Here is a 26,058-nt window from a genome sequence, read left to right as displayed (position 1 = left end):
CGCGGCCGAGGCGCCCGCCGGGCAGCCGCCGGGGCCGGCCGAGGTCCGGACGGCGCCGACCGGCAGCAGCGTGCCGCAGGCGATCCGGACGCCGTTCGGCAGCTCGTTGTCCGACTCGACGATCGCGCCGTCGCCGATCACCGCGCCGTCCAGCGCCGAGCGGTCGCCGACGGTGGCGTACGCGCCGACGATGGAGTCCTTGACCAGGGTGTCCGGGCCGATGACCGCGCCGGGCAGGATCACACTGCCCTCGACGATCGCGCCGGCCTCGACCACGGAGCCCTCGGAGACCACCGTGCCGCCGCTCAGCACCGCGCCCGGGTGGACGGTCGCGCCGGGCAGCAGCAGGGCGTCGCCGGTCGGGCCGGGCACCGCCGGGGAGTCGACCTTGCCGAGCACCAGGTCCGCCGAGCCGCGGACGAACGCCGCCGGGGTGCCGAGGTCCAGCCAGTACGAGGTGTCCACGACGCCGCGCAGCAGCGCGCCGGTGGCCAGCAGTTCGGGGAAGGTCTCGCGCTCGACGGACACCTCCCGGCCGGCCGGGATGCGGTCGATGACCGACCGGGTGAAGACGTAGCAGCCGGCGTTGATCTGGTCGGTGACGATCTGCTCGGGCGTCTCCGGCTTCTCCAGGAACTCCAGCACCCGCCCGTTCCCGTCGGTCGGGACGAGCCCGAAGGCGCGGGGGTCCTCGACCCTGGTGAGGTGCAGGGTGACATCGGCCCCGGCGGCCAGGTGGCCGTCGCGCAGGGCGGCGATGTCGACGCCGGAGAGGATGTCGCCGTTGAAGACCAGGACCGGGTCGTCGGGGCCGCAGGTGAGTCCGGAGGCGGCGTTGCGGATGGCGCCGCCGGTGCCGAGGGGCTCGCGCTCGGTCAGGTAGACCAGCTCGATGCCGTACGGGGTGCCGTCCTGGAAGTGGTCCTCGAAGACCTCGGCCAGGTAGGACGTCGCGAGCACCACCCTGGTGACGCCGGCGGCGGCCGCGCGGGCCAGCTGGTGCGCGATGAACGGGACGCCTGCCACGGGCAGCATGGGCTTGGGGGTGTGGGTGGTCAGCGGACGCAGTCGCGTGCCCTTACCACCGACCAGCATGATCGCCTCGGTCATGGTCTGCGCTGTTCCCCTTGTGGTCTCTTCGGCCCGGCCCGGCGGGCCGATACCTCCGTCGGTGGTCTGGACCCCTCCGGAGGGCCGGAACGGGTCGACCGGCGCGGGACCGGTCTGGCGCCTACTGTATTTGCTTCCGACACGGGGCCCGTCCGGCGGTCGGGTGGTTGGCGCTCGGGCCCCGTGGATCCCGCGCCGCCCGCGCCCGAAAAACCCGGCCCGGCGGGTGCGTTGCGGCACCTGCCGGGCCGGGCGGTTGTAGCAGAACTGTCGAACAGGGGTCCGTCAGGTGTCCGGCGGCCGACGGGCGCCCCACCCGCCGGCTGTCAGGCGTCGACCGGCTGGGCCCCGTTCTCGGCCGACGGCGCGGCCTTCACCGAGTCGAGCAGCAGCTGGGCGACGTCCACGACCTTCAGGTGCTCCTTCGCCGCGCCCTCGTTCTTCTTCCCGTTGACCGAGTCGGAGAGCATCACCAGGCAGAACGGGCAGGCGGTGGAGACGATGTCCGGGTCGAGCGACAGCGCCTCGTCCACGCGCTCGGTGTTGATCCGCTTGCCGATGCGCTCCTCCATCCACATCCGCGCGCCACCGGCACCGCAGCAGAAACCGCGTTCCTTGTGACGGTGCATCTCCTGCTGGCGCAGACCGGGGACCTTGTCCATGATCTCGCGCGGCGGGCTGTAGACCTTGTTGTGGCGGCCCAGGTAGCAGGGGTCGTGGTAGGTGATCAGGCCCTCGACCGGGTTCACCGGGACGAGCTTGCCCTCGTCGATCAGGTGCTGCAGCAGCTGGGTGTGGTGGATGACCTCGAAGTGGCCGCCCAGCTGAGGGTATTCGTTGGCGATGGTGTTGAAGCAGTGCGGGCAGGTGGCGACGATCCGCTTCTTCGGAGCGTCCTCCAGCGCGGCGTTGAGGGTCTCGACGTTCTGCGCGCCGAGCATCTGGAACAGGAACTCGTTGCCCAGCCGGCGGGCGGAGTCGCCGGTGCAGGACTCCTCCTTGCCGAGGATCGCGAACCGCACGCCCGCGGTGTGCAGCAGTTCGGCGAAGGCCTTGGTGGTCTTCTTGGCGCGGTCCTCCAGGGCCCCGGCGCAGCCGACCCAGTAGAGGTACTCGACCTCGGCGGGGTCGATGTCCTCGCCGATCACCGGCACCTCGATGCCGGTCTCCTTCTTGAGCTCCTTGACCCAGTCCAGGCGGGCCTTGGTGGCCATGCCCCACGGGTTGCCCTTGTTCTCCAGGTTCTTGAGCATCGTCCCGGCCTCGGTCGGGAACGAGGACTCGATCATCACCTGGTAGCGGCGCATGTCGACGATGTGGTCGACGTGCTCGATGTCCACCGGGCACTGCTCGACGCAGGCGCCGCAGGTGGTGCAGGACCAGAGGACGTCCGGGTCGATGACGCCGTTCTCCTCGGCGGTGCCGATCAGCGGGCGCTCGGCCTCGGCCAGGGCGGCGGCCGGGACGCCGGCCAGCTGCTCGGCGGTGCCGGTCTCATTGCCCTCGGTGTCCTTGCCGCCGCCGGCCAGCAGGTAGGGCGCCTTGGCGAAGGCGTGCTCCCGCAGGCTCATGATCAGCAGCTTGGGCGAGAGCGGCTTGCCGGTGTTCCAGGCCGGGCACTGCGACTGGCAGCGGCCGCACTCGGTGCAGGTGGAGAAGTCGAGGATGCCCTTCCAGGAGAAGTGCTCGACCTGGGAGACGCCGAAGACGGCGTCGTCGGCCGGGTCCTCGAAGTCGATCGGGACGCCGCCGCTGGTCATCGGACGCAGCGCGCCGAGCGCGACGTCACCGTCCTCCTCGCGCTTGAAGAAGATGTTGAAGAACGCCAGGAAGCGGTGCCAGGCCACGCCCATCGAGGGGTTGATGCCGATGGTGATCGCCCAGGCGAAGGAGATGCAGATCTTCAGCATCGCGAAGAGGTAGACCAGGTTGACCAGGGTGCCGTGCGCCAGGCCGTTGAAGGCGGCGGTCAGCGGGTACGAGACGAGGTACGCCGGGTCGTAGGAGTCGACGCCCGCCAGGGCGCCCTCCAGGCCGCGCAGGATCATGATGCAGAGGCCGATGCCGAGGATCGTGTACTCGACGTAGAAGGCCTGCCAGGCGATCGAGCCGGCGAAGCGGGACTTGCGGCCCGCCCGGCCCGGCAGGCTGAGCAGCCGGATCACGATCAGGGTCGCGATACCCAGCGTGGTGAGGGTGCCGATCAGTTCGGTGAAGACCTCGAACGGCAGCCAGTGGCCGATGACCGGCAGCACCCACTCGGCGTCGAAGAGCTGTCCGAAGGCGTTGACCAGGGTCAGCACCAGGCTGAAGAAGCCGACCGCGACGAACCAGTGGGCGACGCCGACGACGCCCCAGCGGTTCATCCGGGTGTGGCCGAGGAACTCGACGGCGACCGTCTTCGTCCTCTGTACGGGCTGTCCGGTCCGGGTGGCGTCCGGCTGGCCGGTCATCACCACCCGGTAGATGTGCGCGGCCGCCCGGGCGGCGAGCGCGGTGCCGATCACAGTGGTGACCAGCGAGATGACGATCGCTGCAAGCTGCATCGGCTCTCCGTCTCCTGCGGCTTTCCTAGTGCGGTCCTGGCGAGTGCTGCGGTCCTGACGAGCGAGTGTACTGGTCGGTAACTTCCCATGCCGACGGCCCGGACATTACCGCTCGTCAACACTTCCCCAGAAGACGCTCAAGGTATGGCGGCAGTCACGTAAGCCCGCACCCGGCGCGCACGGGACGCGAAACCCGTTCAACGCGGGATGCCACTCAGCAAAGTTGAGTGAACTGGACTCATGGCTGTTGACGCTACCCCTCGGGTCGTGCATCCTTGAGCCTGTAAAGCTCAACTCTTCCGTGGAGGTATTTACGATGGCACGCGCGGTCGGCATCGACCTCGGCACGACGAACTCGGTCGTCAGCGTTCTGGAGGGTGGCGAGCCCACCGTCATCACGAACGCCGAGGGCGCTCGGACCACGCCGTCCGTCGTCGCCTTCGCAAAGAACGGCGAGGTTCTGGTCGGCGAGGTGGCCAAGCGCCAGGCGGTCACCAACGTCGACCGCACCATCCGCTCGGTCAAGCGCCACATGGGCACCGGGTGGAAGATCAACCTGGACGGCAAGGACTTCAACCCGCAGCAGATCAGCGCCTTCGTGCTGCAGAAGCTGAAGCGCGACGCCGAGGCGTACCTGGGCGAGACCGTCACCGACGCGGTCATCACCGTCCCGGCGTACTTCTCCGACTCGGAGCGCCAGGCCACCAAGGAGGCCGGTGAGATCGCGGGCCTCAACGTCCTGCGCATCGTCAACGAGCCGACCGCGGCCGCCCTGGCCTACGGCCTGGACAAGGACGACCAGACCATTCTGGTCTTCGACCTCGGCGGTGGCACCTTCGACGTCTCCCTGCTGGAGATCGGCGACGGGGTCGTCGAGGTGAAGGCCACCAACGGTGACAACCACCTCGGTGGTGACGACTGGGACCAGAAGGTCGTCGACCACCTGGTGAAGGTCTTCCAGGCCGGCCACGGTGTCGACCTGTCCAAGGACAAGATGGCCCTCCAGCGTCTGCGCGAGGCCGCCGAGAAGGCCAAGATCGAGCTGTCCTCGTCCTCCGAGACCTCGATCAACCTGCCCTACATCACGGCCTCCGCCGAGGGCCCGCTGCACCTGGACGAGAAGCTCACCCGCGCCCAGTTCCAGCAGCTCACCTCCGACCTGCTGGAGCGTTGCAAGGTCCCGTTCCACAACGTGATCAAGGACGCCGGCATCGCGCTGTCCGAGATCGACCACGTGGTCCTGGTCGGCGGCTCCACCCGGATGCCGGCCGTCGCCGAGCTCGTCCGCGAGCTGACCGGCGGCAAGGACGCCAACAAGGGCGTCAACCCGGACGAGGTCGTCGCCATCGGCGCCGCGCTCCAGGCCGGTGTCCTGAAGGGCGAGGTCAAGGACGTCCTGCTGCTCGACGTCACCCCGCTGTCCCTCGGCATCGAGACCAAGGGCGGCATCATGACCAAGCTGATCGAGCGCAACACCACGATCCCGACCAAGCGCTCGGAGATCTTCACCACGGCCGAGGACAACCAGCCGTCCGTGCAGATCCAGGTCTACCAGGGCGAGCGCGAGATCGCCGCGTACAACAAGAAGCTCGGCATGTTCGAGCTGACCGGTCTGCCGCCGGCCCCCCGCGGCCTGCCCCAGATCGAGGTCACCTTCGACATCGACGCCAACGGCATCATGCACGTCGGCGCGAAGGACCTCGGCACCGGCAAGGAGCAGAAGATGACCGTCACCGGTGGCTCCGCGCTGCCGAAGGACGACATCGAGCGCATGATGCGCGAGGCCGAGCAGTACGCGGAGGAGGACCACAAGCGCCGCGAGTCGGTCGAGACCCGCAACCAGGCCGAGCAGCTCGTCTACTCGACCGAGAAGTTCATCGCGGACAACACCGACAAGCTCCCGGCCGACGTCAAGACCGAGGTCGAGACCGCCATCGGCGAGCTCAAGGAGGCCCTGAAGGGCGAGGACATCGCGGCCATCCGCGAGGCCTCCGAGAAGGTCTCCACCACCGCCCAGAAGCTCGGCCAGGCGCTGTACGCCAACGCCGACGCCGCCTCCTCCGGCCCGGCCGGTGACGCCGCCGGCGCCAAGGACGACGACGTCGTCGACGCCGAGATCGTGGACGACGAGAAGCCCAAGGGCGGTGCGGCATGACGGAGAAGCCGCAGGGTGCTGAGCCCGGCGACGACTCCGCCGCCGAGGAGGCCGTGATCAAGGCGGCCGAGGAGGCCGCCGCGGCCGGGGACACCTCCGGTGGCGCGGACGAGCTGGCCAAGGCCAAGCGGGAGCTGGCCGAGCGGACCGGCGACCTCCAGCGTCTCCAGGCCGAGTACCAGAACTACCGCAAGCGGGTCGAGCGGGACCGCCTGACGGTCCGTGAGATCGCGGTCTCCAACATCCTGGAGTCCCTGATCCCGGTCCTGGACGACATCGGCCGGGGCCGCGAGCACGGCGAGGTGACGGGCGGCTTCAAGTCCGTCGCCGAGTCGCTGGAGACGGTCGTGGCCAAGCTGGGCCTCCAGCAGTTCGGCAAGGAGGGCGAGCCCTTCGACCCGACCATGCACGAGGCGCTGATGCACAGTTACTCCTCGGACGTCACCGAGGACACCTGTGTCCAGATCCTCCAGCCCGGCTACCGGATCGGCGAGCGGATCATCCGCCCGGCGATGGTGGCGGTCGCGGAGCCCCAGCCGGGCACCCAGACCACCCCCGCGCCGGACGCCGAATCGGCGAAGTCCGCGGAGTCGGACAAGGCCGACGGTGGCGCGGACAGCTGACAACCTGTGCGCTGCGGAGTCGTACGCCGGCCAGTACGGCGGCCGGCTCCGCAGCGCCTTGTCGATGGGCGCTCCGTCGACGGACGGCAGACCCGCCATTGACAGCACAGTGACTATGGACTTCGGGAGGTGGCGGCAGCCATGAGCGGCAAGGACTACGTGGAGAAGGACTACTACAAGGTCCTCGGCGTGCCCAAGGACGCCTCCGCCACCGAGATCAAGAAGACGTACCGCAAGCTGGCGCGCGAGTTCCACCCCGACGCCAACAAGGGTGACACCAAGGCCGAGGACCGGTTCAAGGACATCTCCGAGGCCTATGACGTCCTGTCGGACGAGAAGCGCCGCAAGGAGTACGACGAGGCGCGCACCCTCTTCGCCAACGGCGGCTTCCGCTCCGGCGGCCCCGGCGGCGGCAACTACAGCTTCGACTTCGGCGACCTGTTCAGCGGCAACCAAAGCGGCCCCGGCGGCAGCGGCGGGCTCGGCGACGTCTTCGGCGGCCTGTTCAACCGCGGCGGCCGGCAGGCCCAGCCGCGGCGCGGCGCCGACGTCGAGACCGAGGTGACGCTCTCCTTCGAGGAGGCGGTGGACGGCGCGACCGTCCCGCTGCGGATGACCAGTCAGGCCCCCTGTCACGGCTGCAACGGCACCGGGGCCAAGTCCGGCACCACCCCGCGGGTCTGCCCGACCTGCGTGGGCGCCGGCACCGTGAGCCGGGGTCAGGGCGCCTTCGCCCTCTCCGAGCCCTGTCGCGACTGCCGCGGCCGGGGCATGATCGTCGACGACCCGTGCCCCGACTGCCACGGCAGCGGCCGGGCCAGCTCCGCCCGCACCATGCAGGTCCGGATCCCGGCCGGGGTCCAGGACGCCCAGCGCATCCGGCTCAAGGGCAAGGGCGCGCAGGGCGAGCGCGGCGGCCAGCCCGGCGACCTCTACGTCACCGTCCACGTCGACTCGCACCCCGTCTTCGGGCGCAAGGCCGACAACCTCACCGTGACGGTGCCGGTCACCTTCCCCGAGGCCGCGCTCGGCGGCACCATCGAGGTGCCGACGCTGGGTGGTCCCTCGGTGAAGCTCAAGCTGCCCCCGGGCAGCGCCAACGGCCTCACCCTGCGGGCCCGCGGCAAGGGCGCCACCCGCAAGGACGGCACCCGCGGCGACCTCCTGGTCACCGTGGAGGTCGTGGTGCCGCAGCACGTCACCGGCGACGCGCTGACGGCTCTGGAGCAGTACCGCGAGGCCACCGCCTCCGACGACCCACGAGCCGCCCTGTTCCGGGCGGCGAAGGGAGCGTGACGACCAGATGATGACCCCCGACAGCCCGATCGGCCCCGGTATCGGCGAAGGCCTCCCCGGCGGCGGCCCCCGCCCCCGCCGTACCGCCGCGGCCCCGCACTACGTCCTCACCGAGGACACCCCGGTGTACGTGATCTCGGTCGCCGCCGAGCTCTCCGGCCTGCACCCGCAGACCCTGCGTCAGTACGACCGCCTCGGCCTGGTCTGCCCCGACCGCACCGCGGGCCGCGGCCGGCGCTACTCCGCCCGGGACATCCAGCAGTTGCGCGACGTCCAGCGGCTCTCCCAGGACGAGGGCATCAACCTGGCCGGGATCAAGCGGATCATCGAGCTGGAGAACCAGGTCACCGCCCTCCAGTCCCGTATCGCCGAACTCGCCGACTCGCTCGAAGGCGCCGCCAGCGCACTCCAGCAACGCGAGGCCGCCGTCCACGCGTCCTACCGCCGTGATCTCGTGCCGTACCAGCCGCCGACCCAGTCGAGCGCCCTGGTGGTCTGGCGTCCCAAGCGCTGACCGGCCAGAACGGCCACCGCCGCCGGTTTCCCTCCTGATCGGGGGGTGGCCGGCGGCTCGCGTTACTGCGAGAGTGCAAAGCGAGCAGGATGGGCCCCCGCAACGGACACCGACCTGATCTGTGCGTCGAGTTGCATATCATCCGTACGAATTCAGGCGGCGTGCGCGCACGGCCCAGGGGTCTGACGCCGGAAAGGAGCTGAAAGTGAACCCAGTCGACGACCGGGACGACTTCCAACCCGGGGGGCAGATCCTGTCCGACGCGGCCCGAGCGCTGTACCTGGCCGCCGTGCGTTCGGAAGGGCGCCTGACCGCCTCGAAGCAGGAGGCCGCGAAGTCGGAGGTCCAGGAACTGCTCGACCTCGGGCTCCTGGTGCCGGATCTGGACGACCCGGAATCCCTCGTGGTCGCCGACCCCAACCGGCTGTCGACCACGCTCAGCGCGACCTGGCAGCGCCGGGCGCTCCAGTTGCTCTCCCGCTCGACCAACCTCGTCAGCGAGCTGCAGGACCTCGGGGACGTCTACAACGAGCACGGCAAACAGGTCGAGACCGGCGGCCGGATCGAGTACATCAGCGGCAAGGTCTCCATCAACCAGCGCCTCGGCGCCCTGGTGGAGCGCTGCTCCAAGGAACTGTTGACCGCTCAGCCCGGCGGCGGGCGGCGGCCGGAGACGGTCCGCACCGCGATGAACCGGGACCTCGGGGTGCTCCAGCGCGGTGGCACGATCCGGACGATCTACCAGCCGAGCGCGCGGTACTCCAGCCCGACGCTGGAGTACGTCGAGACGATGACCCACGAAGGCAGCCAGGTCCGCACGCTGGACGAGCCGTTCAACGTGATGATCGTGATCGACAGAAAAGTCGCGATCATACCCGCGAGCGACGACATGACCGTCGCGGCATTCGTCCGGGACGACGCGGTGGTGAGCTATCTGGTCCACACCTTCGAGGCACTCTGGGAACGGGCCATTCCGTTCCCGGGAAGCCGGGAAGTCCCGCCCCAGGTGCTTTCCAGCCTGCGCCGTCAGATCGTCAGGCTGATGGTCCAGGGCATCGGCCACCGCGTCATCGCCAGGAACCTCGGACTCAGCGAACGGACGCTGGCGCGCCACATCGCGGAGATGCGCGAGGACCACGGCGTGGACACGCTATTTCAGTTGGGCTGGAAGCTCGCCCAAAAAGAAGGCGATTCCGAATCCACGGACTGACCGGACCAGGATTGGCGGTCCTTCTACTGCCAGCCACTGTCCATGGTGGACAGCGCCGACGTCGTGGGGTTCGTGCTCTGCCAGCCACTGTCCGCATCCGTGGAAGCGCCCAGGAAGAACGCGAAACCCAAAAGAACCGCGGAGACAACGAGGCGACGCGCATAGCGCACGACAGCACCCCTTTCAGAAGGACGCAGCAGACTCTCGGCAGGACGGCTGATACAGAATAGATCCTGACCTACTGCACGTCAGTACGGATAGTCGGAGAGTGTGTCATCTCGCTGCCATGCAGGGAGATGACATCTGGTGATGCTGGACCGAAGTACAGCGCCAGATGGACGATCAGTTCGCTGTCGACGGGTCTGGGCAATTTTTGCCCGTGTTCATTCAATTGCAGGTCAGCGACTGCGAGGCCCGGCCTTCCGCGACACGGCACCACACATATCCACAGGCCAGTCAGGCACCGACCCTCTCTCGCCGACTACTCCCCCGGAGTCGACAATGACCGAGCCCTACCTGCGCCACCACGACAGCCAGGCCCCCGAGGGCCGGCGTGCACGAGTCTTCCTGGCCGCGCCGTTGATGCGACTGACCGGGCCGGCCGACAGTGTCGTGACGCTTGCCAGCCGGACGCGGCTGACGACGCTCCGCACCACCCTGCTGCGCAGCGGTGCCGCCGTGTACAGCGCGCACCACAGCGACGCCTGGACGGTGGCCGGCCGGGCGCCGGAGCCGCGGGTGCCCTCCGACTTCCGGGCGCTGCAGTCGGCGGACCTGGTCTTCGCCTACGTCGGGGCGCCGCTCTCCGCCGGAGTGAGCCTGGAGCTGGGCTGGGCCTCGGCGCTGCGCAAGCCGATCGTCCTGCTGGTCGACGAGGCCATCACGCACAACCCGCTGATCGCCACCATCGAGCAGGTCGCCCCCGTCCTGCCGCTGGTCTTCGACGACACCTGGTCCCAGGAGGCCCTCCACCACACCGTGGAGACCGCCCTCGACTGGGCCGGTATGGCGCTCTCCCTGCGCGAGGGCTTCTGGACCGCCCCCGGCGAGCAGTTCAGCGTCCCCCGGCAGCAGCCCCCGGCCGTCGGCCCGACCGGCTACTGGCCGACCGGCGCGGCGACCGGCTGACCACCGCGGCGGCTCAGCCATCGGACTCCCCGGTCCTGGCTCCCCGCATCTGCCAGCCGAGCTGGAACAGCGTCTGAGCGTCGTACAGCTCGCGCAGCCGCGAGATGTGACCGGCCACCGTCCGCTCGCTCAGCCCCAGCCGGCTCGCGATCGCCCGCTGGGTCAGCCCCTGGGACAGCAGCCGGCCGACCTGCTCGTGCACCAGCGGCTCGGTGCCCCCGTCGGCCAGCGCCGCCCAGTTCACCCCCTCGGCCTGCTGCCACTGCTGCTCGAAAACGCCCACCAGGAAGGCGACCGTCGCCGGGTCCTCCACGAAGGCCGCACTGGTGTTGTCCGCGGCGGCCGGGATCACCGCCACCGTGCGATCGAAGATCAGCAACCGGGAGAACGGCGCGGCCAGCACGCGGATCGTGCACCCGAGCCGGGTGACCTCGACCGCGAACTCCACCGTGGGTCCGTCCACCCGGGCGGCCGGCTCGTAGACCGCCCGCATGGTTCCGCCGTGTTCGAGGTAGCGGAGGGCGTGGTTCAGCCGGTCGGGCAGCGCCGCCACCGGGCAGGCGCCACCGGGCGTCGCGGTCAGGTACTCGTCCCGGAACTCCAGGGCCAGCTGGTCGACCTGATGCCGGATCTGTTCCATGCCCGACACGTACCGGACCCCGGTGGGGCGGTTGCCGCGATGCGAGGCGGCGTCATACGCCTGGGTCAGATCGCCCAGCAGGTCCGGCAGTTGCTCCGCCTCCGCCAGCAGCCGGGCGCTCATCAGCCGGATGTCCGCGCCGATCCGGTCGGTGACCGACCGCGGGTCCACCGCGCTGTACGAGGCGTCCATCAGCTGCGGCACGACCAGACCGGTCTCGACCAGCCGCCGCAGTGGCCCGGCCTCGCCGGTGCCGACCTCGGCGGCGCGCAGCCGGCCGCCGTTGCGGAGGATCGCGCGGTAGAGCGCGCGGGCGTCGTCGTCGGGGAGCGCCGCGGTCAGCAGGTCCGAGGGCGTACGGGTGTCAGCCATCGTGCTCTCCCCTCATCAGCCAGCCGAGCTGGTACAGCGTCTGGGCGCCGTGCCGGTCGCGCAGCCGGGAGATGTGGGCGGCGACGGTGCGTTCGCTGAGGCCGAGGCGGGAGGCGACGGCGCGCTGGGTGAGGCCCTTGGCGAGCAGCCGGCCGACCCGGTCGGGGGCGGCGCGGGTGGGGCCGTGGGTGAGGGGCGCGGCCCAGTCGGTGGTGTCGGCCCGGGCCCAGTCGCGTTCGAAGCCGCCGACCAGGAAGGCGATCGCGGCCGGGTCGGAGATGAAGGCGGCGGTGCTGTGGTCGTCGTTGGCGGAGATCACCGCGACCGTGCGGTCGAAGACGATCAGGCGCTGGAACGGCTCGTCCAGGGTCCGGATCAGCGATCCGTGCCGGGAGACCTCGTCGGCGTAGGCCCGGGCGGCCGGCTCGGAGAACGCGATCGGCTGGTAGACGGTGCGCAGCGAACAGCCCCGCTGGAGCAGTTGGACGTCCTGGCGGACGGCGATCTGCAGGGCGTCGGCCGGACGGTGGCCGGGCTGGGCGGTGAGCACCTCGGTACGGCAGTCGGAGACCAGCTGGGAGATGCGCTGGCGGATGTGGACGTGGCCCTCGATGTAGACGGCGCCGCCGGACCGCTCGGGCCGGCGGGGCATCGCGTCGTAGGCGCGGGTGAGGGTGTCGAGGGTGCCGGGGAGGTTCTCGGCGCGGACCAGCAGGCGGGTCGCCTCGCTGCGCAGCTCGGCGCCGAGGCGGTCGCTGACCGAGCGCGGGCTGACGGCGGTGTGGCAGGCGTCGACCGGGTTGGGTATCAGAAGGCCGATGGCCACCAGCCGGCGCAGGGCGGGCTGGTCGCTCTCCGGGACCTCGGCGAAGGGGATGCGTCCGCCGCGGCCGACCACGGCCAGGTAGAGCCGACGGGCCGCCTCGTCGGGCTCGCCGACCGCCGCCGTGGTGCCAGGAGCGGCCGTCGGATCCGCCGTCACCTCGAACACTCCCTGCCGGATGGATCTCGGATGTGTCTTCGTCTCCCGCGCGGCCGATGCTTTCCGGTCATGGGCTCGGCACCGTGCAGCGCACCCGATCACGGTACTGCGAGCCGGCGGGCCCCCGGGCCCCGGGTGCCGTCGCACACGGGTTCCCCGGGGGCCGCCGGTGCACGTCGAGGCCACGGCGCTTCCGGCGAGGCGGAGCAGCAACGCCTCGCCGACTCCGGTCCCGGGCGCCATCACCACACATGGCACCCGGCCGACGCTCTTCCCCCCGATATGCAGGTACTGACGTACCTCACGCATCCAGTACTGAAGAGCAAGTCGCCACCATCGGGCTGCGGTTGCCCGGACGGCCTGACGTGACTCCACCCTCACAGCGTGACGGCCGGTGAACAAGGCCAGCCCGAGTGCATGTTCTCGCAATTGCAGGAACCTGCAGCGGCCGGCCGGCGCGGGGCGCCGGGCCCCGACGTGGCTCCACGCGAAACCGCTGGTCACAGCGGTGCGGTGGCGGAGTCCTCCCGTCCGTTCATTCGTCTCCGGACGACCGCGCTCCGCCTGTGCGCACCGTGCGCGGAGCTTGTACGCCGTCTCCGTGCGCGGAGCTCGTACGCCGTCTCCGTGCGCGGAGCTCGTACGCCGTCCCCGAGCGCCGTCCGGGCCGTTCGCGAAACCGCAGCAGGCGCGCGTCCTGCGGCCGGAGCACTCAGCGCGCCAGCAGGCGGCCGCCCGCCAGTCCTGCCGCGGTGCCGCAGGCGGCGACGGCCCAGGCCGCGATCAGCAGCACATAGAGCCCGGCGGCCAGGCCGGTGAAGCCGGCGAACCCGGTGTGGCGGGCGAGGCCGGCGGCGCCGGTGACGCAGGTGCCGACCGGGAAGGTGTACGCCCACCAGGTCATCGCGAACGGCATCCCGGCCCGGCGGGCGCGCAGGTTGGCGGTGACGGCGATGACCAGCCAGAGCATCGCGACGCCGAGCACCGCGACCCCGTACAGCTCCGCGAAGGCGAGCGCGGCGGGGGCGAGTTGCGGCAGGACCGGCCGGGCGGCGTCGGCGAGCTGGTGGACGGCGGTGGTGGACTGGCCGAGCGGCCCGAGCACCAGGAACAGCGAGGGGGTGAGCACCAGCGCGGGCAGCTTGCTGTGGACGAGCCCGGTGAGCACCACCGGCAGCAGGGCGAGGGTGGCCAGCAGGCCGACGCCGAGCAGCGCGTAGCAGCCGTACAGCATGGCCTGCTGCGCGGTCCCGGCCGGCAGGTGCGGGACGAGCGCGGGGCCGGTCGCGGCGGCGACCAGCGGGGCGACCACCGGCAGCAGCCAGGTCGGGTTGGCCTCCAGCGCGGAGAGCGAGTGCCTGGTGATCATCAGATACGGGATGCCGGCCGCGACGGCCAGGGCGTACAGCGTGCCTGCGCTCCAGAGCACGGCGTCCAGGGCGACGGCGGGGCCGGTGCCGATCACCCGGGAGCCGAGCAGCAGGGTGCCGAGGCCGACCGCCAGCAGGGCCATCGGCGGACAGCCGTAGAAGACCGCGGTGGCCGGGTTGTCCAGCAGCTGGGTGCGGGCGGCCGCGCGGTGCCGGGTCAGGTGGACCGCCCGGGCGCCGCCGAGCAGCAGCAGGCCGGCCAGCCCGAGCGCCCACATCAGCTCGCCGAACCCGATCAGCCCGGGCAGCCGGACCGGAAGCACGGCCGCCCCGTTGCCGACGATCGCGGTGCCCATGATCGCGGCGTACCAGTTGGGGCCGAGCTGGGCGAGGTCGAGGCGGGGGGTGCGGGTGAGCGGTCGGACGCTGAGAAGGGTGGCCATGAGACCCACCGTGCCCTCGGCCGACCGGCTCCGGTAGCGCCGGGCGATCTATGAGGACATAGCCTGGATCTATGGCCCTCTCCCCGCGTGTCCCCGAACTCGGAGCGCTGGAGCTGCTGCTCGCAGTGGCCCGGCTGGGCAGCGTCGGGCGGGCCGCGGCGGAACTGGGGGTGAGCCAGCCGACCGCCAGCGCCCGGATCAAGGGCATGGAGCGGCAGATCGGCGTCCCGCTGCTGGACCGCTCCCCGCGCGGCTCGCGGCCGACCGAGGCGGGCCGGCTGGTGGTCGAGTGGGCGCGGCATGTGGTGGAGGCCGCACAGGCGCTGGACGCCGGGATCGACGCGCTGCGGGAGCGGCGGGACGCCCGCCTGGTGGTGGTGGCCAGCCTGACCGTCGCCGAGTACCTGATGCCCGGCTGGCTGCTGGCGCTGCACACGGCCAGCCCCGGCACGGCGGTGACGCTGCGGACGGCGAACTCGGCGGACGTCGCCGGACACGTGCTGGCCGGGGAGGCGGACCTCGGCTTCGTCGAGGGCCCGTCCACCCCGCCGGGGCTGGCCGGCGCGGTGGTGGCCGCCGACCGGCTGGTGGTGGTGGTCGCGCCCGGACACGCCTGGGCCCGCCGCCGGGCACCGCTCACCGGGGCCGAGCTGGCCGCGACGCCGCTGGTGCTGCGCGAGCCCGGTTCCGGCACCCGGGAGGTTCTGGAGATGGCGCTGGCGCCGTACGGGGGCGCCGCGAAGCCGCGGCTGGAGCTGGCCTCCTCCACGGCGCTGAAGGCGGCGGCGATGACCGGGGCCGGGCCGGTCTGCCTGAGCGAGCTGGCGGTGGTGGAGGAGCTGGCGACCCGGCGGCTGGTGGCGGTGCCGCTGGCGGACGGGCTGGACCTGCGGCGCCCGCTGCGCGCGGTCTGGCCGGCCGGGCGGCGGCCGAGCGGGCCGGCCAGGGAGCTGCTGGGGCTCACCCGGCAGAGCGCACCGTACCCGCGGGTGCGGGTAGGGGCAGAGGCCGCGGGCGCGGGCGCGGGCGCCGCAGGGGCCGGTCCGCGTCCACGGAAACGTTCATCTGAAAGTTGAGCGGAATAGACTCAACTTAGTGCATGCTGTAGTCAGCAGCACCGAAAGCCCGAAGACCGGAACGCGGAGACCGGCGCCCGAGACCGGCGCCCGGAACCCGTGGACCGGAACCCGGAGTACCGACAGCGAGTCCGAGGAGGACACCCCAGCAGTGGACGCCAGCAAGTTCACCACCAAGACGCAGGACGCCCTGTCCGCCGCGATCCGGCAGGCCGGCGGCGCCGGGAACCCGGACGTCAAGCCGGTGCACATCCTGATCGCCCTGCTGGAACAGCCCGAGGGCATCGCCAGGCCGCTCCTGGAAGCGGTCGGCGCGGACGCCGCGCAGACCGACGCCGAGGCCCGCCGCCTGCTGACCGCGCTGCCCAGCGCCAGCGGCTCCACCGTCGCCGCGCCGCAGCTGTCCCGCGACACCCTGGCCGTGCTCACCGAGGCCGGCCGGCGCGCCGACGACCTGGACGACCAGTACGTCTCCACCGAACACCTGATGGTCGGCCTGGCCGCCGAGGGCGGGGCGGTCGCCGAGCTGCTGGCCCGGCAGGGCGCCACGGCGAAGGCGCTGCTCGCCGCGTTCAAGGACGTGCGCGGCAGCGGCCGGGTCACCTCGCCCGACCCGGAGGGCACCTACAAGGCGCTGGAGAAGTACGGCACCGACCTCACCCAGGCCGCCCGGGACGGCAAGCTCGACCCGGTGATCGGGCGGGACCAGGAGATCCGCCGGGTCGTCCAGGTGCTCTCCCGCCGGACCAAGAACAACCCGGTGCTGATCGGCGAGCCCGGCGTCGGCAAGACGGCCGTGGTCGAGGGCCTGGCCCAGCGGATCGTCGCCGGCGACGTGCCGGAGTCGCTGCGCGGCAAGCGGCTGGTCGCCCTGGACCTCAGCGCGATGGTCGCCGGCGCGAAGTACCGCGGCGAGTTCGAGGAGCGGCTGAAGGCCGTTCTGAACGACATCAAGCAGAGCGACGGCCAGGTCGTCACCTTCATCGACGAGCTGCACACCATGGTCGGCGCGGGCGCCGGCGGCGACTCCGCGATGGACGCCGGCAACATGCTCAAGCCGATGCTGGCCCGCGGCGAGCTGCGGATGGTCGGCGCCACCACCCTGGACGAGTACCGCGAGCGGATCGAGAAGGACCCGGCCCTGGAGCGGCGCTTCCAGCAGGTGCTGGTCGGCGAGCCCAGCGTGGAGGACTCGATCGCCATCCTGCGCGGCCTCAAGGGCCGGTACGAGGCGCACCACAAGGTGCAGATCGCGGACGCCGCCCTGGTCGCCGCCGCCACCCTCTCCAACCGCTACATCACCTCCCGCTTCCTCCCCGACAAGGCGATCGACCTGGTCGACGAGGCGGCCTCCCGGCTCCGGATGGAGATCGACTCCTCCCCGGTGGAGATCGACGAACTCCAGCGCGCCGTCGACCGGTTGCGGATGGAGGAGCTGGCCCTGGAGAAGGAGTCCGACCCCGCCTCGGTGGACCGGCTGGCCCGGCTTCGGCGCGACCTGGCCGACAAGAACGAGCAGCTGAGCGTGCTCACGGCACGCTGGGAGCAGGAGAAGAAGAGCCTCAACCGGGTCGGCGAGCTCAAGGAGCGCCTGGACGACCTGCGCGGCGCCCTCGAACGCGCCCAGCGCGACGGCGACTTCGAGCGCGCCTCCAAGCTGATGTACGCCGAGATCCCGTCCGCCGAGCACGAGCTGACCGAGGCCCAGGAACGCGCGGCGGACCAGGACGCCTCCGCGTCCATGGTCAAGGAGGAGGTCGGCCCGGACGACGTGGCCGATGTGGTCGCGTCCTGGACGGGCATCCCGGCCGGCCGGCTGCTGGAGGGTGAGAGCGCCAAACTCCTGCGCATGGAGGATGAGTTGGGCCGGCGCCTGATCGGCCAGCGGGAGGCCGTCCAGGCCGTCTCGGACGCGGTGCGCCGCACCCGCTCGGGCATCGCCGACCCGGACCGCCCGACCGGCTCCTTCCTCTTCCTCGGCCCGACCGGCGTCGGCAAGACCGAACTCGCCAAGGCCCTGGCCGACTTCCTCTTCGACGACGAGCGGGCGATGGTCCGCATCGACATGAGCGAGTACGGCGAGAAGCACTCCGTCTCCCGCCTGGTCGGCGCCCCGCCCGGGTACGTCGGCTACGAGGAGGGCGGCCAGCTCACCGAGGCGGTCCGCCGCCGCCCGTACAGCGTGGTGCTGCTGGACGAGGTGGAGAAGGCCCATCCCGAGGTCTTCGACGTGCTGCTCCAGGTCCTGGACGACGGCCGGCTCACCGACGGCCAGGGCCGCACGGTGGACTTCCGCAACGCGATCCTGATCCTCACCTCCAACCTGGGCTCGCAGTTCCTGGTGGACCCGGCCATCCCCGAGGAGCGGAAGAAGGACCTGGTGCTGGAGTCGGTGCGGGCCGCCTTCAAGCCGGAGTTCCTCAACCGGCTGGACGACATCGTGGTCTTCGAACCGCTGGGCACCGCGGAGCTCACCCGGATCGTCGACCTCCAGGTGGCCCGGCTGGGCGAGCGGCTGCGCGAGCGCCGGCTCACCCTCCAGGTCTCCGAGGCCGCCCGGGACTGGCTGGCCCTCACCGGCTACGACCCCGCGTACGGCGCCCGTCCGCTGCGGCGCCTGGTGCAGTCCGCGATCGGCGACCAGCTGGCCAGGTCCATCCTCTCCGGCCAGGTGCACGACGGAGACACCGTTCTGGTCGAACGGGACGAGGAGGGCGACCGCCTCACCGTCCGTGCCCGCGGACCGCTGGAGAAGTAGCGCCCGGAGCACGGTGGGCCGCCCTCGCACGGCAGGGCGGCCCACCACCGTGTTCACCCTCGGTGGCCGCCGCCGGCGCCCGGGCTCCGGCATGATCCAACAGGCCCCGGCCCGCCGCCGGGTGCCCCTGTAAGGCGCCGCCCGGATGAGGCAGGATGGAAGGTGGAAAGGGCGGCCTCTCATTGCCGGCCACCACGTGCACTGAGGAAGAGGACCCCCATGAGCATCGACCCGTCGTCCATCCCGTCGTTCGGCGCACCGCAGGGCGGTCAGCCCGGCGGTCAGGGGCGGCCGGCCGGCCCGCCGCCCATCATCGTTCCGGACCAGGCCCTGGTGACCCAGCTCCTGGACCAGATGCAGCTCAAGCACGTCGTGGACGAGGAGGGCGACCTCACCGCCCCCTGGGAGGGCTTCCGCGTCTACTACATGTTCCGCGGCGAGCAGAAGGAGCTCTTCGCGGTCCGCGCGTTCTACGACCGCGCCTACCCGCTTGAGGACAAGGGCGAGATCCTCGACCTGATCGACGAGTGGAACCGCGAGACCCTCTGGCCCAAGGTCTACACGCACACCCACGAGGACGGCGTGGTCCGCCTCATCGGCGAGGCCCAGATGATCGTCGGCACCGGCGTCAACCTGGACTACTTCGTCACCACCACCGCCAACTGGACCCAGGCCGCCGTCGGTTTCGAGCAGTGGATCGTCGAGCGCCTCGGCCTGCAGAAGGACATCGAGGGCGAGGACGGCGAGGGCGGCGCCCCCGAGGGCACCGACGAGGCCTGAGCCCCTCACCGCGTCCGGCCTTACGAACGGCCCGCCACCGGCAACCCCCGGTGGCGGGCCGTCCTTGTCCCCGGCCGCCGGCTGCCCCCAGGATGGGGCGACGCCAAGGTGTGAGGAGCTGTAATGGGTACGAGGCCGCTGCTGAACCGCCGGCTGGACGGGATGGGCACGACGGTCTTCGCCGAGATGTCCGCCCTCGCCACCGCCACCGGTTCGATCAACCTCGGTCAGGGCTTCCCGGACACCGACGGACCGCGCGAGATCGCCGAGGCGGCGGCCCGGGCCGTGCTGAGCGGCCAGGGCAACCAGTACCCGCCCGGCCCGGGCATCCCCGAGCTCCGGCACGCCATCGCCGAACACCAGCAGCGCTTCCGCGGCCTCACCTACGACCCGGACACCGAGGTCCTGGTCACCGCCGGCGCCACCGAGGCGATCGCCGCCGCGCTGCTGGCCCTGCTGGAGCCGGGCGACGAGGTGATCGCCCTGGAGCCGTTCTACGACTCGTACGCCGCCTGCATCGCGATGGCCGGAGCGGTCCGTGTGCCGCTCACCCTGCGGGCCCCGGACTTCCGGCCCGACCTGGAGCGGCTGCGCGCCCTGGTCACCCCGCGCACCCGGCTGCTGCTGCTCAACTCGCCGCACAACCCGACCGGCCTGGTGCTCAACCCCGAGGAACTGGCCGCGATCGCCGCCCTCGCCGTCGAGCGCGACCTGCTGGTGATCACCGACGAGGTGTACGAGCACCTGGTGTTCAGCGGCGCCCACCACCCGATCGCCGCCCTCCCCGGCATGCGGGAGCGCACCGTCTCCATCTCCTCGGCCGGCAAGACCTTCTCCTTCACCGGGTGGAAGGTCGGCTGGGTGACGGCGAGCGCGCCGCTGGTGGCCGCCGTCCGTACGGCGAAGCAGTACCTGACGTACGTCAGCGCCGGGCCGTTCCAGTACGCCGTCGCCGAGGCGCTGCGGCTGCCCGGGAGCTACTTCGACGACTTCCGCGCCGACCTGCGTCGCAAGCGCGACCTGCTCGCGGACGGGCTGAGCGCGGCCGGCTTCCGGGTCTTCAACCCCGAGGGCACGTACTTCATCACCACCGACATCACCCCGCTCGGAGAGAAGGACGGCATCGAGTTCTGCCGGTCCCTGCCCGAGCGCTGCGGCGTCGTCGCCATCCCCAACGCCGTCTTCTACGACAACACCGAGGCCGGGCGCTCGCTCGTCCGGTTCACGTTCTGCAAAAGGGTGCACGTCCTGGAAGAGGCGGTGGCCCGGCTCCAGCAGCTCTGACCGATGCCGGTGAGGCCGCCGCCAGGGCGGTCCCACCAGCGCCTACCCTGCCGCGCCGGCCACCTGCCGACCGACGTCCAGCCCGGCCCTGGCGGCACGGAGTGCGGTGCGGGCCCGATCGCCCCGGTCCCGCCCAGCCGCAGGCTCGGCTCCGGCCGGATCACCCGAAACAGCGTCGCGACCGCCTCGCGGACCTGATCGTCCGGTACTGCCAAGGGCGTTGGGCCCTCCTCCCGCTCTCCTCCCGCTCTCCGGGCGGGTCGAGTGCCTGGTCGGCGACGGCCGACGGCCGGTCGGCCCGCTCGGTGGGGAGGGTGGGTTCTGGTAGCCGGGCCGGTCCACTGGCCCGGCCATCCCTTTTGCGGTTACCGGGCGGCGAGGAGTTCCCCGCGCTCGACAGCCTCGCGCAGGACCGCGGCGAACTCCTGGGGCAGGAGGCTGACCGCGTCAAGAGCGTCGGCGGTCAGGGGGATCTCCTCCAGGAGGTACTCGCCTCGGCCTTCCTGGCTGAACTCCGGGCCGGTGCGGTCGTCGAAGCTCCACTTCTCGATGGTGGCGAGGTAGAAGTCCTGGCGCTCGTCGTCGGTCTCGATGGTGCGGAGGAGGCTGCCGATCCGGGCTTCGCCGGAGATCTCCTCGCGGACCTCGCGCCGCAGGGCGTCCTCGGGGCCGGCGTCGGTGGGTTCGATCTTGCCGCCGACGATCACCCAGTACGGGTCGACGCCGGGGCGGATGCGCTTGATCAGCAGCATGGTGTCGTCCGGGGTGAGGAGGACGGCTCGGACGCGGTGCCGCATGGTGGTCTGCTTCCTGTTCGGTGGGACGTGCCGGTCAGTGGAGGAGCCGGCCTCCGTCGGCGTGCAACGACTGACCGGTGATGAAGAACGCGCTGGGGCCGGCGAGGAAGGCAACCGCGGCGTCGGGCACCTGCTTCGCCACCCGCCGGCATCACCCCGCTGGGCGAGAAGGACGGCGGTGAGTTCTGCCGGTCCCGGCCCGGGCGGTGCGGGGTGGTGGCGATCCGGTTCACGTTCCGCACAAGGGCGCACGTCCTGGGGAAGGCCGTCGCCCGGCTCGTTCGGCTCCGGCCTTCCGACCGGCCTCCCGTTCATCACTGACGATCAGTCAACTCTCATGTCCCGGAAGACCGGTCGCCGCCAGCCGGGCGATCGGCGCCGCCCCGACGGCGCGGCGCCGGGTCGGTGCGCCGGGCGCGTGAGGGCCGGAGGCGCGCGAGTCGTGCGGCAGGCTCGTAGCCAGCGCGCACGGCGCGCGACCCGGGGTAAAGGGCGCGCGCTGAGCAGAGTCGCACACCGGGTCGATCAGAGCAGGGAAGCAGGTGTGCTCGAAACAGTGAATGCTTGACAAAGTTGGGTAAATCACCGACGGACCCGGCGTATTCATGCTTCTCTGCTGCTGAATCTCCAGCCGGAATCCTTCCTTCCACGGCCGGCCGCGCCCTGGGCCGTACAGCCACGAACAGCCTCGCCCCATGCCTAGGCCTACTCGCTGCTGCCCGGCGGGCGCGCACGGAGCTGAAACGCGGAGCCGAGCATGCTCACCACACTGCAGACCTCCTACACGGACACCCGCGCCGGTGACCTGGCCTGGTGTCTCGGCGGCGACCCGCTGCCCGCTCTCGCGGTCCGCGACCTGAGACTCGAAGGTGCCGGCCACCCGGGCCCGCCCGGCACGCTCCAGCTGCGGCTGCTGGGCGCCTCGCACCAGGTGGTGATCGCCGCCGGCCCCGGCGAGTGCCTGGAGACGGTCGCCTGCCTGCCCGGCCGCCGCACCCCGCTGCCCGCCCGGGTGGCCAAGCAGGTGGGCGGCTGGGAGTACGAGTTCGCGGCCCGGATCGAGGCGCTGCCACCGCACGACTTCGCCGCCCGCGCGCAGGAGTTGCTGGCCCTGGTCGAGGGCCATCCACGCGGTCTGGCCGGCGTCTTCCCCGGCGATCCGAGCGCCTTCACCGCACTGGTCACCCAGGGCGGCGCGGACCGGCTGCTCTGGCGCACCTGGCACGCCTACCCCCAGGAGGGCCGGCTGGTCTGTACCCGCTCCTCGCTCGTGGTCCCCAGGCCATGACGGCCCCCGCTCCCCCGCCCACCCGCACGCCCCGATTCGCACACAGCGACGATCTGTCAACCTGCCGCACCGTTCTGTCCGCCGAATGGACGCAGCTATCCGCACCGAACGTCGCCTAGCGTTTGTTCGTGATCAACCATCCGGCCGGTCCTCCCGTACAACCGGGACTCGACCTCGACGACGGCAGCCCACCCCGGCCCGGGCGGAGCCTGAACCCTCTGCCCGCCCGCCGTCGGTCCCGGCTGCGCGCCCACCCCCGGCTCGCCCGGCTGACCGTCCTGCTGGCCGCCTTCATCTGCGCCGCCTGCGGACTCGTCTACGAACTCGAACTCGTCGCGCTCGGCGACTATCTGCTCGGCGACTCGGTCACCCAAACCTCCGTGGTGCTCTCCGTCATGGTGTTCGCGATGGGCCTGGGCTCCCTGTTCGCCAAACGCTTCACCCGCCGCCCCGCCACCTCCTTCGCACTGATCGAGTGCGCGCTCGCGCTCACCGGCGGGCTCTCCGTCCTCGCGCTGTACTCCTGCTGGGCCTGGATCGGCCGCTACCAGGCCGCGATGGTCGCCCTGACCTGCCTGATCGGCATCCTGATCGGCGCCGAGATCCCGCTGCTGATGACGCTCATCCAACGGATCCGCCGGGAGGACGCGGGGCGGGCCGCCGCCGACCTGTTCGCCGCCGACTACGTGGGCGCGCTGATCGGCGGCCTCGCCTTCCCGTTCCTGATCCTGCCCGGCTTCGGGCCGGGCACCGGCGCGCTGGTCACCGGGGCGGTCAACGCCGTCGCCGGGGGCGCCGTGGTGCTCTGGCTGTTCCGCGAGGAGCCCGCGCCGCGGATACGGCTGCTGCTCTGGGGCGGCTGCGCCCTCGTCCTCGCCGCCCTCGGCGCGGCCGCCGCCTGGTCCGACGCGATCGAACGGGCCGCCCGGCACGCGCTGTACGGCCCGCAGGTCCGCTTCGCCACCCACAGCCGGTACCAGGAGATCGTGCTCACCGGCCCCGCCGAGGGCCCGCTGCGGCTCTACCTGGACGGGCGGCTCGCGGTCTGCGGACCGGACGAGTACCGGGGCAGCGAGGCGCTCGTCCACCCCGCGATGGCCGCCGGTCCTGACACCCGGGTCCTGCTGCTCGGCGGCGGCGACGGGCTCGCCCTGCGGGAGGTGCTGCGCCACCGCGGGGTCCGCTCGGTGCTGGTGGTCGACACCGACCCGGCGCTCACCCGGCTCGCCCGGACCGACCCTGGCCTGACCGCGCTCTCCGGCGGCTCGCTGGACGACCCCCGGGTCAGGACGGCCACGGCCGACCCGCTGGCCTGGCTGCGCGACCGCGGCCGAACGGACCGGGCCTTCGACGTCGTCCTCGCCGACCTGCCCGCGCCGGCCGACGGCGGCCCGGTGAAGTTCCACTCGCAGGAGTTCTACGGCCTCACCACCCGGCTGCTCTCGCCCGGCGGGCGGCTCGCCGTCCGGGCCGGCGGCGACCAGAACGGCCTCTGGCAGGTCGAGTCCGGCCTCCGCGCGGCCGGCCTGCGCACCGTCCCGTACGCCGTCCAGGGCAGCGCCACCGCGAGCTGCCGCCCCGGCCCGGAGAGCGGCCAGGACTTCCTGCTCGCGGCCGCGGCCGAGCCCCCGCTCACGCTCGCCCCGGACGCGCCGCCACCGCGCGCGCTCACCCCGGACGGGCTCCGCTCCTCCGCCGCTCTCCTCGCCGCCCAGCGCCCGGCCCGGCCGCCGGCCGCCCTCACGCTGCTCGGACCGCGCTGACCCCCCCTGCGGCGGGTGGGGCGGGGCGGGCTCCGCGGGACGTCCGGGCAGCCGACCGGGGCCACCACGGGGACCACACGGGCTTCGGTCGGTAGGCTCCGTGACATGGAGCATGAGGTTGTCGTCCCGATGCCGGCCGGGCTGGTCCGGCAGGCCCTGCAGGATCCGGCGCTGCTGGCCCGTTCCGTGCCCGGACTGAGCACCGAACCGGCCGCCGTCGGCAGCGGCCCCGCCGAGGAGATCGGCGGGCGGCTGCGGCTGCGGATCGGCGCTTCCACCATCACGTACAAGGGCGTGCTGTCGCTGATCGAGGGGCGCGAGGGCGTGCTGACCGCGTTCGCCGAGGGCCAGGAGGCACGCGGCAGCGGTGAGGCCACCGCCACCGTACGGATCAGCGTCGCCGACGGCGCCGGGGCCGGCACCGCGGTCGTCCGCTTCACCGGCGACCTGAGCGCCACCGGGCGGCTCACCGAGTTCGACGAGGAGACCCTCGCCGCGACCGGCCGGAGGCTGCTGGACCGTTTCGCCGCCGCCCTCGTCTCCCCGGACGGGGAGACCGACGCCGACACGGACACCGAAGCCGAAGCCGACGCCGACACGGATGCCGACGCGGACTCCGGCACCGGCACCGACGCGGCTCCGAACGCCGCCGACGGCGAGAGCACCGACGAGAGCACCGGGGACGGCACCGAGGAGGCCGACGAGGCCGAGGAGACCACCGCCACCGTGCACTTCCTCGAGGACCGCCAGGACGAACCCGGCGACGACCTGGAGGACGACCTCTCCGACCTGATCGCCTTCTCCGACGCCGACGCCGAGCGGTTCGGCCTCCCCACCGGCGACCGCGACGGCCAGGACGAGCAGGCCGACACCGGGCAGCCGGCCGCCGAGTCCGAGGACCTGCCCACCGATCTCCCCGCCGACCTGCCCTTCGCGTACGAGGAGGAGCCGGTGCTCAGCGGCCCGGTCCGCCGCAGCATCGTCGGCCGCTCCGCCGAGGAGGTCGACCACGCCCCGCCGCGCGGCCGCTACGCCCCCGCCCTGCCGGCCCGCAGCGCGCGGGCCCGGGCGGCGTCCCGCTGGGGCGGCGAGGCCGGCGGCATCGTGGTCCCGGGCCCGGGCGGCCGCAGCGCGGTCCCGTGGATGATCGGCGGCGGTGTGGCCCTGCTCGGCGGCGCCGTGGTGCTGGTCAGGGCCCTGCGCCGACGCTAGCCGCCCCATCACGCCGGGCACCCGTCCGGTGTGGGCAGGGCCTAGACTGAACGCTCATGAGCAACGACCGCGACGCCCTGCTGGCACAGATCAAGGACAAGGCCGTCGTGCACGGCAAGGTCACCCTTTCCTCCGGCAAGGAGGCCGACTACTACGTCGACCTGCGCCGGATCACGCTGGACGCCCAGGCGGCCCCGCTGGTCGGCCGGGTGATGCTGGACGCGACCGCCCACCTGGAGTACGACGCCGTCGGCGGTCTGACCCTCGGTGCCGACCCGGTCGCCGCCGCGATGCTGCACGCCGCCGCCGCCCGCGGCCGTGAGCTGGACGCCTTCGTGGTCCGCAAGGCGGGCAAGGCGCACGGCCTGCAGCGCCGGATCGAGGGCCCGGACGTCAAGGGCCGCCGGGTGCTGGCGGTCGAGGACACCTCCACCACCGGCGGCTCGGTGCTGACCGCCGTCGAGGCCCTGCGCGAGGCCGGTGCCGAGGTGGTCGGCGTCGCGGTGATCGTGGAGCGCGGCGCCGCCCCCGCGATCGAGGCGGCGGACCTGCCGTACGTCACCGCCTACACCCTGGACGACCTGGGCCTCTGAGCCCGGTGGAAACGGCCGGGGCCGGGTCCGGGCCGGGGTGGGCACCGATCACGTTGAGTTGGCAGCGGCCGCCCGGCACGGGGTCGCTGTCACCCATACCCCGGGTTCCAACGCGAAC

The 26,058-nt window shown here is 72.1% G+C and carries 20 protein-coding genes and 1 pseudogene; 15 read left to right on the top strand and 6 right to left on the bottom strand.

Annotation, left to right across the window (positions count from 1 at the left end):
* Nucleotides 1-36 precede the first annotated feature (36 nt).
* Nucleotides 37-1,110, bottom strand: a pseudogene (locus AB0P06_RS00105) (NDP-sugar synthase); the annotation flags it as partial.
* A 326-nt stretch (nt 1,111-1,436) separates the two neighbouring features.
* Nucleotides 1,437-3,656 carry a (Fe-S)-binding protein gene (locus AB0P06_RS00100; RefSeq protein ID WP_363603822.1) on the bottom strand — a complete coding sequence of 740 codons (2,220 nt, stop codon included), beginning with the start codon at nt 3,654-3,656 and terminating at the stop codon, nt 1,437-1,439.
* Between the two features lie 316 nt (nt 3,657-3,972).
* On the opposite strand from AB0P06_RS00100, the gene dnaK reads away from it, so the two are divergent.
* The 6 genes from dnaK (at nt 3,973) to AB0P06_RS00070 (ending at nt 10,582) form a co-directional block, all read left to right on the top strand.
* On the top strand, nt 3,973-5,811 hold the full coding sequence (gene dnaK / locus AB0P06_RS00095; protein ID WP_363603821.1) for a molecular chaperone DnaK: 1,839 nt from the start codon (nt 3,973-3,975) through the stop codon (nt 5,809-5,811).
* Nucleotides 5,808-6,434: a nucleotide exchange factor GrpE gene (gene grpE / locus AB0P06_RS00090; RefSeq protein WP_363603820.1), complete on the top strand. Its 627-nt coding sequence runs from the start codon at nt 5,808-5,810 to the stop codon at nt 6,432-6,434. Before dnaK ends, grpE begins: the two co-directional genes overlap by 4 nt.
* 141 nt (nt 6,435-6,575) lie before the next feature.
* Complete coding sequence (gene dnaJ / locus AB0P06_RS00085; protein ID WP_363603818.1) at nt 6,576-7,730, top strand: molecular chaperone DnaJ; 1,155 nt, start codon at nt 6,576-6,578, stop codon at nt 7,728-7,730.
* A gap of 7 nt (nt 7,731-7,737) precedes the next feature.
* The gene (locus AB0P06_RS00080; protein ID WP_363603817.1) at nt 7,738-8,244 is read left to right on the top strand and encodes a helix-turn-helix domain-containing protein; all 507 of its coding nucleotides are present in this window, start codon (nt 7,738-7,740) and stop codon (nt 8,242-8,244) included.
* Between the two features lie 205 nt (nt 8,245-8,449).
* On the top strand, nt 8,450-9,454 hold the full coding sequence (locus tag AB0P06_RS00075) for a hypothetical protein (RefSeq protein ID WP_363603815.1): 1,005 nt from the start codon (nt 8,450-8,452) through the stop codon (nt 9,452-9,454).
* A 501-nt stretch (nt 9,455-9,955) separates the two neighbouring features.
* Nucleotides 9,956-10,582 carry a hypothetical protein gene (locus AB0P06_RS00070; RefSeq protein WP_363603814.1) on the top strand — a complete coding sequence of 209 codons (627 nt, stop codon included), beginning with the start codon at nt 9,956-9,958 and terminating at the stop codon, nt 10,580-10,582.
* A gap of 13 nt (nt 10,583-10,595) precedes the next feature.
* Here the strand turns inward: AB0P06_RS00070 and AB0P06_RS00065 are convergent, their stop codons facing one another.
* The 3 genes from AB0P06_RS00065 to AB0P06_RS00055 all read right to left on the bottom strand — a co-directional run bounded on the left by AB0P06_RS00065 (nt 10,596) and on the right by AB0P06_RS00055 (nt 14,389).
* On the bottom strand, nt 10,596-11,594 hold the full coding sequence (locus AB0P06_RS00065) for a LuxR C-terminal-related transcriptional regulator (RefSeq protein WP_363603812.1): 999 nt from the start codon (nt 11,592-11,594) through the stop codon (nt 10,596-10,598).
* Nucleotides 11,587-12,576 (bottom strand): LuxR C-terminal-related transcriptional regulator, encoded by a 990-nt coding sequence (locus tag AB0P06_RS00060; RefSeq protein WP_363603811.1) that lies wholly within the window; start codon nt 12,574-12,576, stop codon nt 11,587-11,589. The genes AB0P06_RS00065 and AB0P06_RS00060 overlap by 8 nt, the downstream gene beginning before the upstream one ends.
* Before the next feature lie 712 nt (nt 12,577-13,288).
* Entirely contained in the window at nt 13,289-14,389 is a 1,101-nt protein-coding gene (locus tag AB0P06_RS00055; RefSeq protein ID WP_363603810.1) for a TDT family transporter, read from the bottom strand.
* Nucleotides 14,390-14,460: 71 nt separating this feature from the next.
* Between AB0P06_RS00055 and AB0P06_RS00050 the strand changes: the two genes are divergently transcribed.
* The 4 genes from AB0P06_RS00050 to AB0P06_RS00035 all read left to right on the top strand — a co-directional run bounded on the left by AB0P06_RS00050 (nt 14,461) and on the right by AB0P06_RS00035 (nt 20,287).
* A complete protein-coding gene (locus AB0P06_RS00050; protein ID WP_363603808.1) occupies nt 14,461-15,465 on the top strand; it encodes a LysR family transcriptional regulator in 1,005 nt (334 codons plus the stop codon).
* 151 nt (nt 15,466-15,616) lie between these two features.
* On the top strand, nt 15,617-18,223 hold the full coding sequence (clpB, locus tag AB0P06_RS00045) for an ATP-dependent chaperone ClpB (protein WP_363603807.1): 2,607 nt from the start codon (nt 15,617-15,619) through the stop codon (nt 18,221-18,223).
* A gap of 219 nt (nt 18,224-18,442) precedes the next feature.
* Nucleotides 18,443-19,003 (top strand): YbjN domain-containing protein, encoded by a 561-nt coding sequence (locus AB0P06_RS00040; RefSeq protein WP_363603806.1) that lies wholly within the window; start codon nt 18,443-18,445, stop codon nt 19,001-19,003.
* A gap of 123 nt (nt 19,004-19,126) precedes the next feature.
* Entirely contained in the window at nt 19,127-20,287 is a 1,161-nt protein-coding gene (locus AB0P06_RS00035; RefSeq protein WP_363603804.1) for a pyridoxal phosphate-dependent aminotransferase, read from the top strand.
* A gap of 365 nt (nt 20,288-20,652) precedes the next feature.
* Here AB0P06_RS00035 and AB0P06_RS00030 read toward each other — a convergent pair whose 3' ends face one another.
* On the bottom strand, nt 20,653-21,084 hold the full coding sequence (locus tag AB0P06_RS00030; protein ID WP_363603803.1) for an NUDIX domain-containing protein: 432 nt from the start codon (nt 21,082-21,084) through the stop codon (nt 20,653-20,655).
* Between the two features lie 757 nt (nt 21,085-21,841).
* On the opposite strand from AB0P06_RS00030, the gene AB0P06_RS00025 reads away from it, so the two are divergent.
* From AB0P06_RS00025 to AB0P06_RS00005, 5 genes are all read left to right on the top strand, one after another.
* A complete protein-coding gene (locus AB0P06_RS00025) occupies nt 21,842-22,372 on the top strand; it encodes a DUF2617 family protein (protein ID WP_363603802.1) in 531 nt (176 codons plus the stop codon).
* 128 nt (nt 22,373-22,500) lie between these two features.
* The gene (locus AB0P06_RS00020) at nt 22,501-24,135 is read left to right on the top strand and encodes a polyamine aminopropyltransferase (RefSeq protein ID WP_363603801.1); all 1,635 of its coding nucleotides are present in this window, start codon (nt 22,501-22,503) and stop codon (nt 24,133-24,135) included.
* Between the two features lie 105 nt (nt 24,136-24,240).
* Entirely contained in the window at nt 24,241-25,347 is a 1,107-nt protein-coding gene (locus tag AB0P06_RS00015) for a hypothetical protein (RefSeq protein ID WP_363603800.1), read from the top strand.
* A gap of 56 nt (nt 25,348-25,403) precedes the next feature.
* Nucleotides 25,404-25,940, top strand: a complete 537-nt coding sequence (gene pyrE / locus AB0P06_RS00010; RefSeq protein WP_363603798.1) for an orotate phosphoribosyltransferase — start codon at nt 25,404-25,406, stop codon at nt 25,938-25,940.
* Between the two features lie 37 nt (nt 25,941-25,977).
* Nucleotides 25,978-26,058: hypothetical protein (locus AB0P06_RS00005; protein ID WP_363604189.1), on the top strand; the 81-nt coding region annotated here is incomplete at its 3' end.

Origin of the sequence: Kitasatospora sp. NPDC088351 (assembly GCF_040685575.1) — a bacterium.
Classification (GTDB): domain Bacteria; phylum Actinomycetota; class Actinomycetes; order Streptomycetales; family Streptomycetaceae; genus Kitasatospora.
Note: the sequence above shows the minus strand (reverse complement) of the source record. Positions and strands in the feature narration are given on the sequence as shown.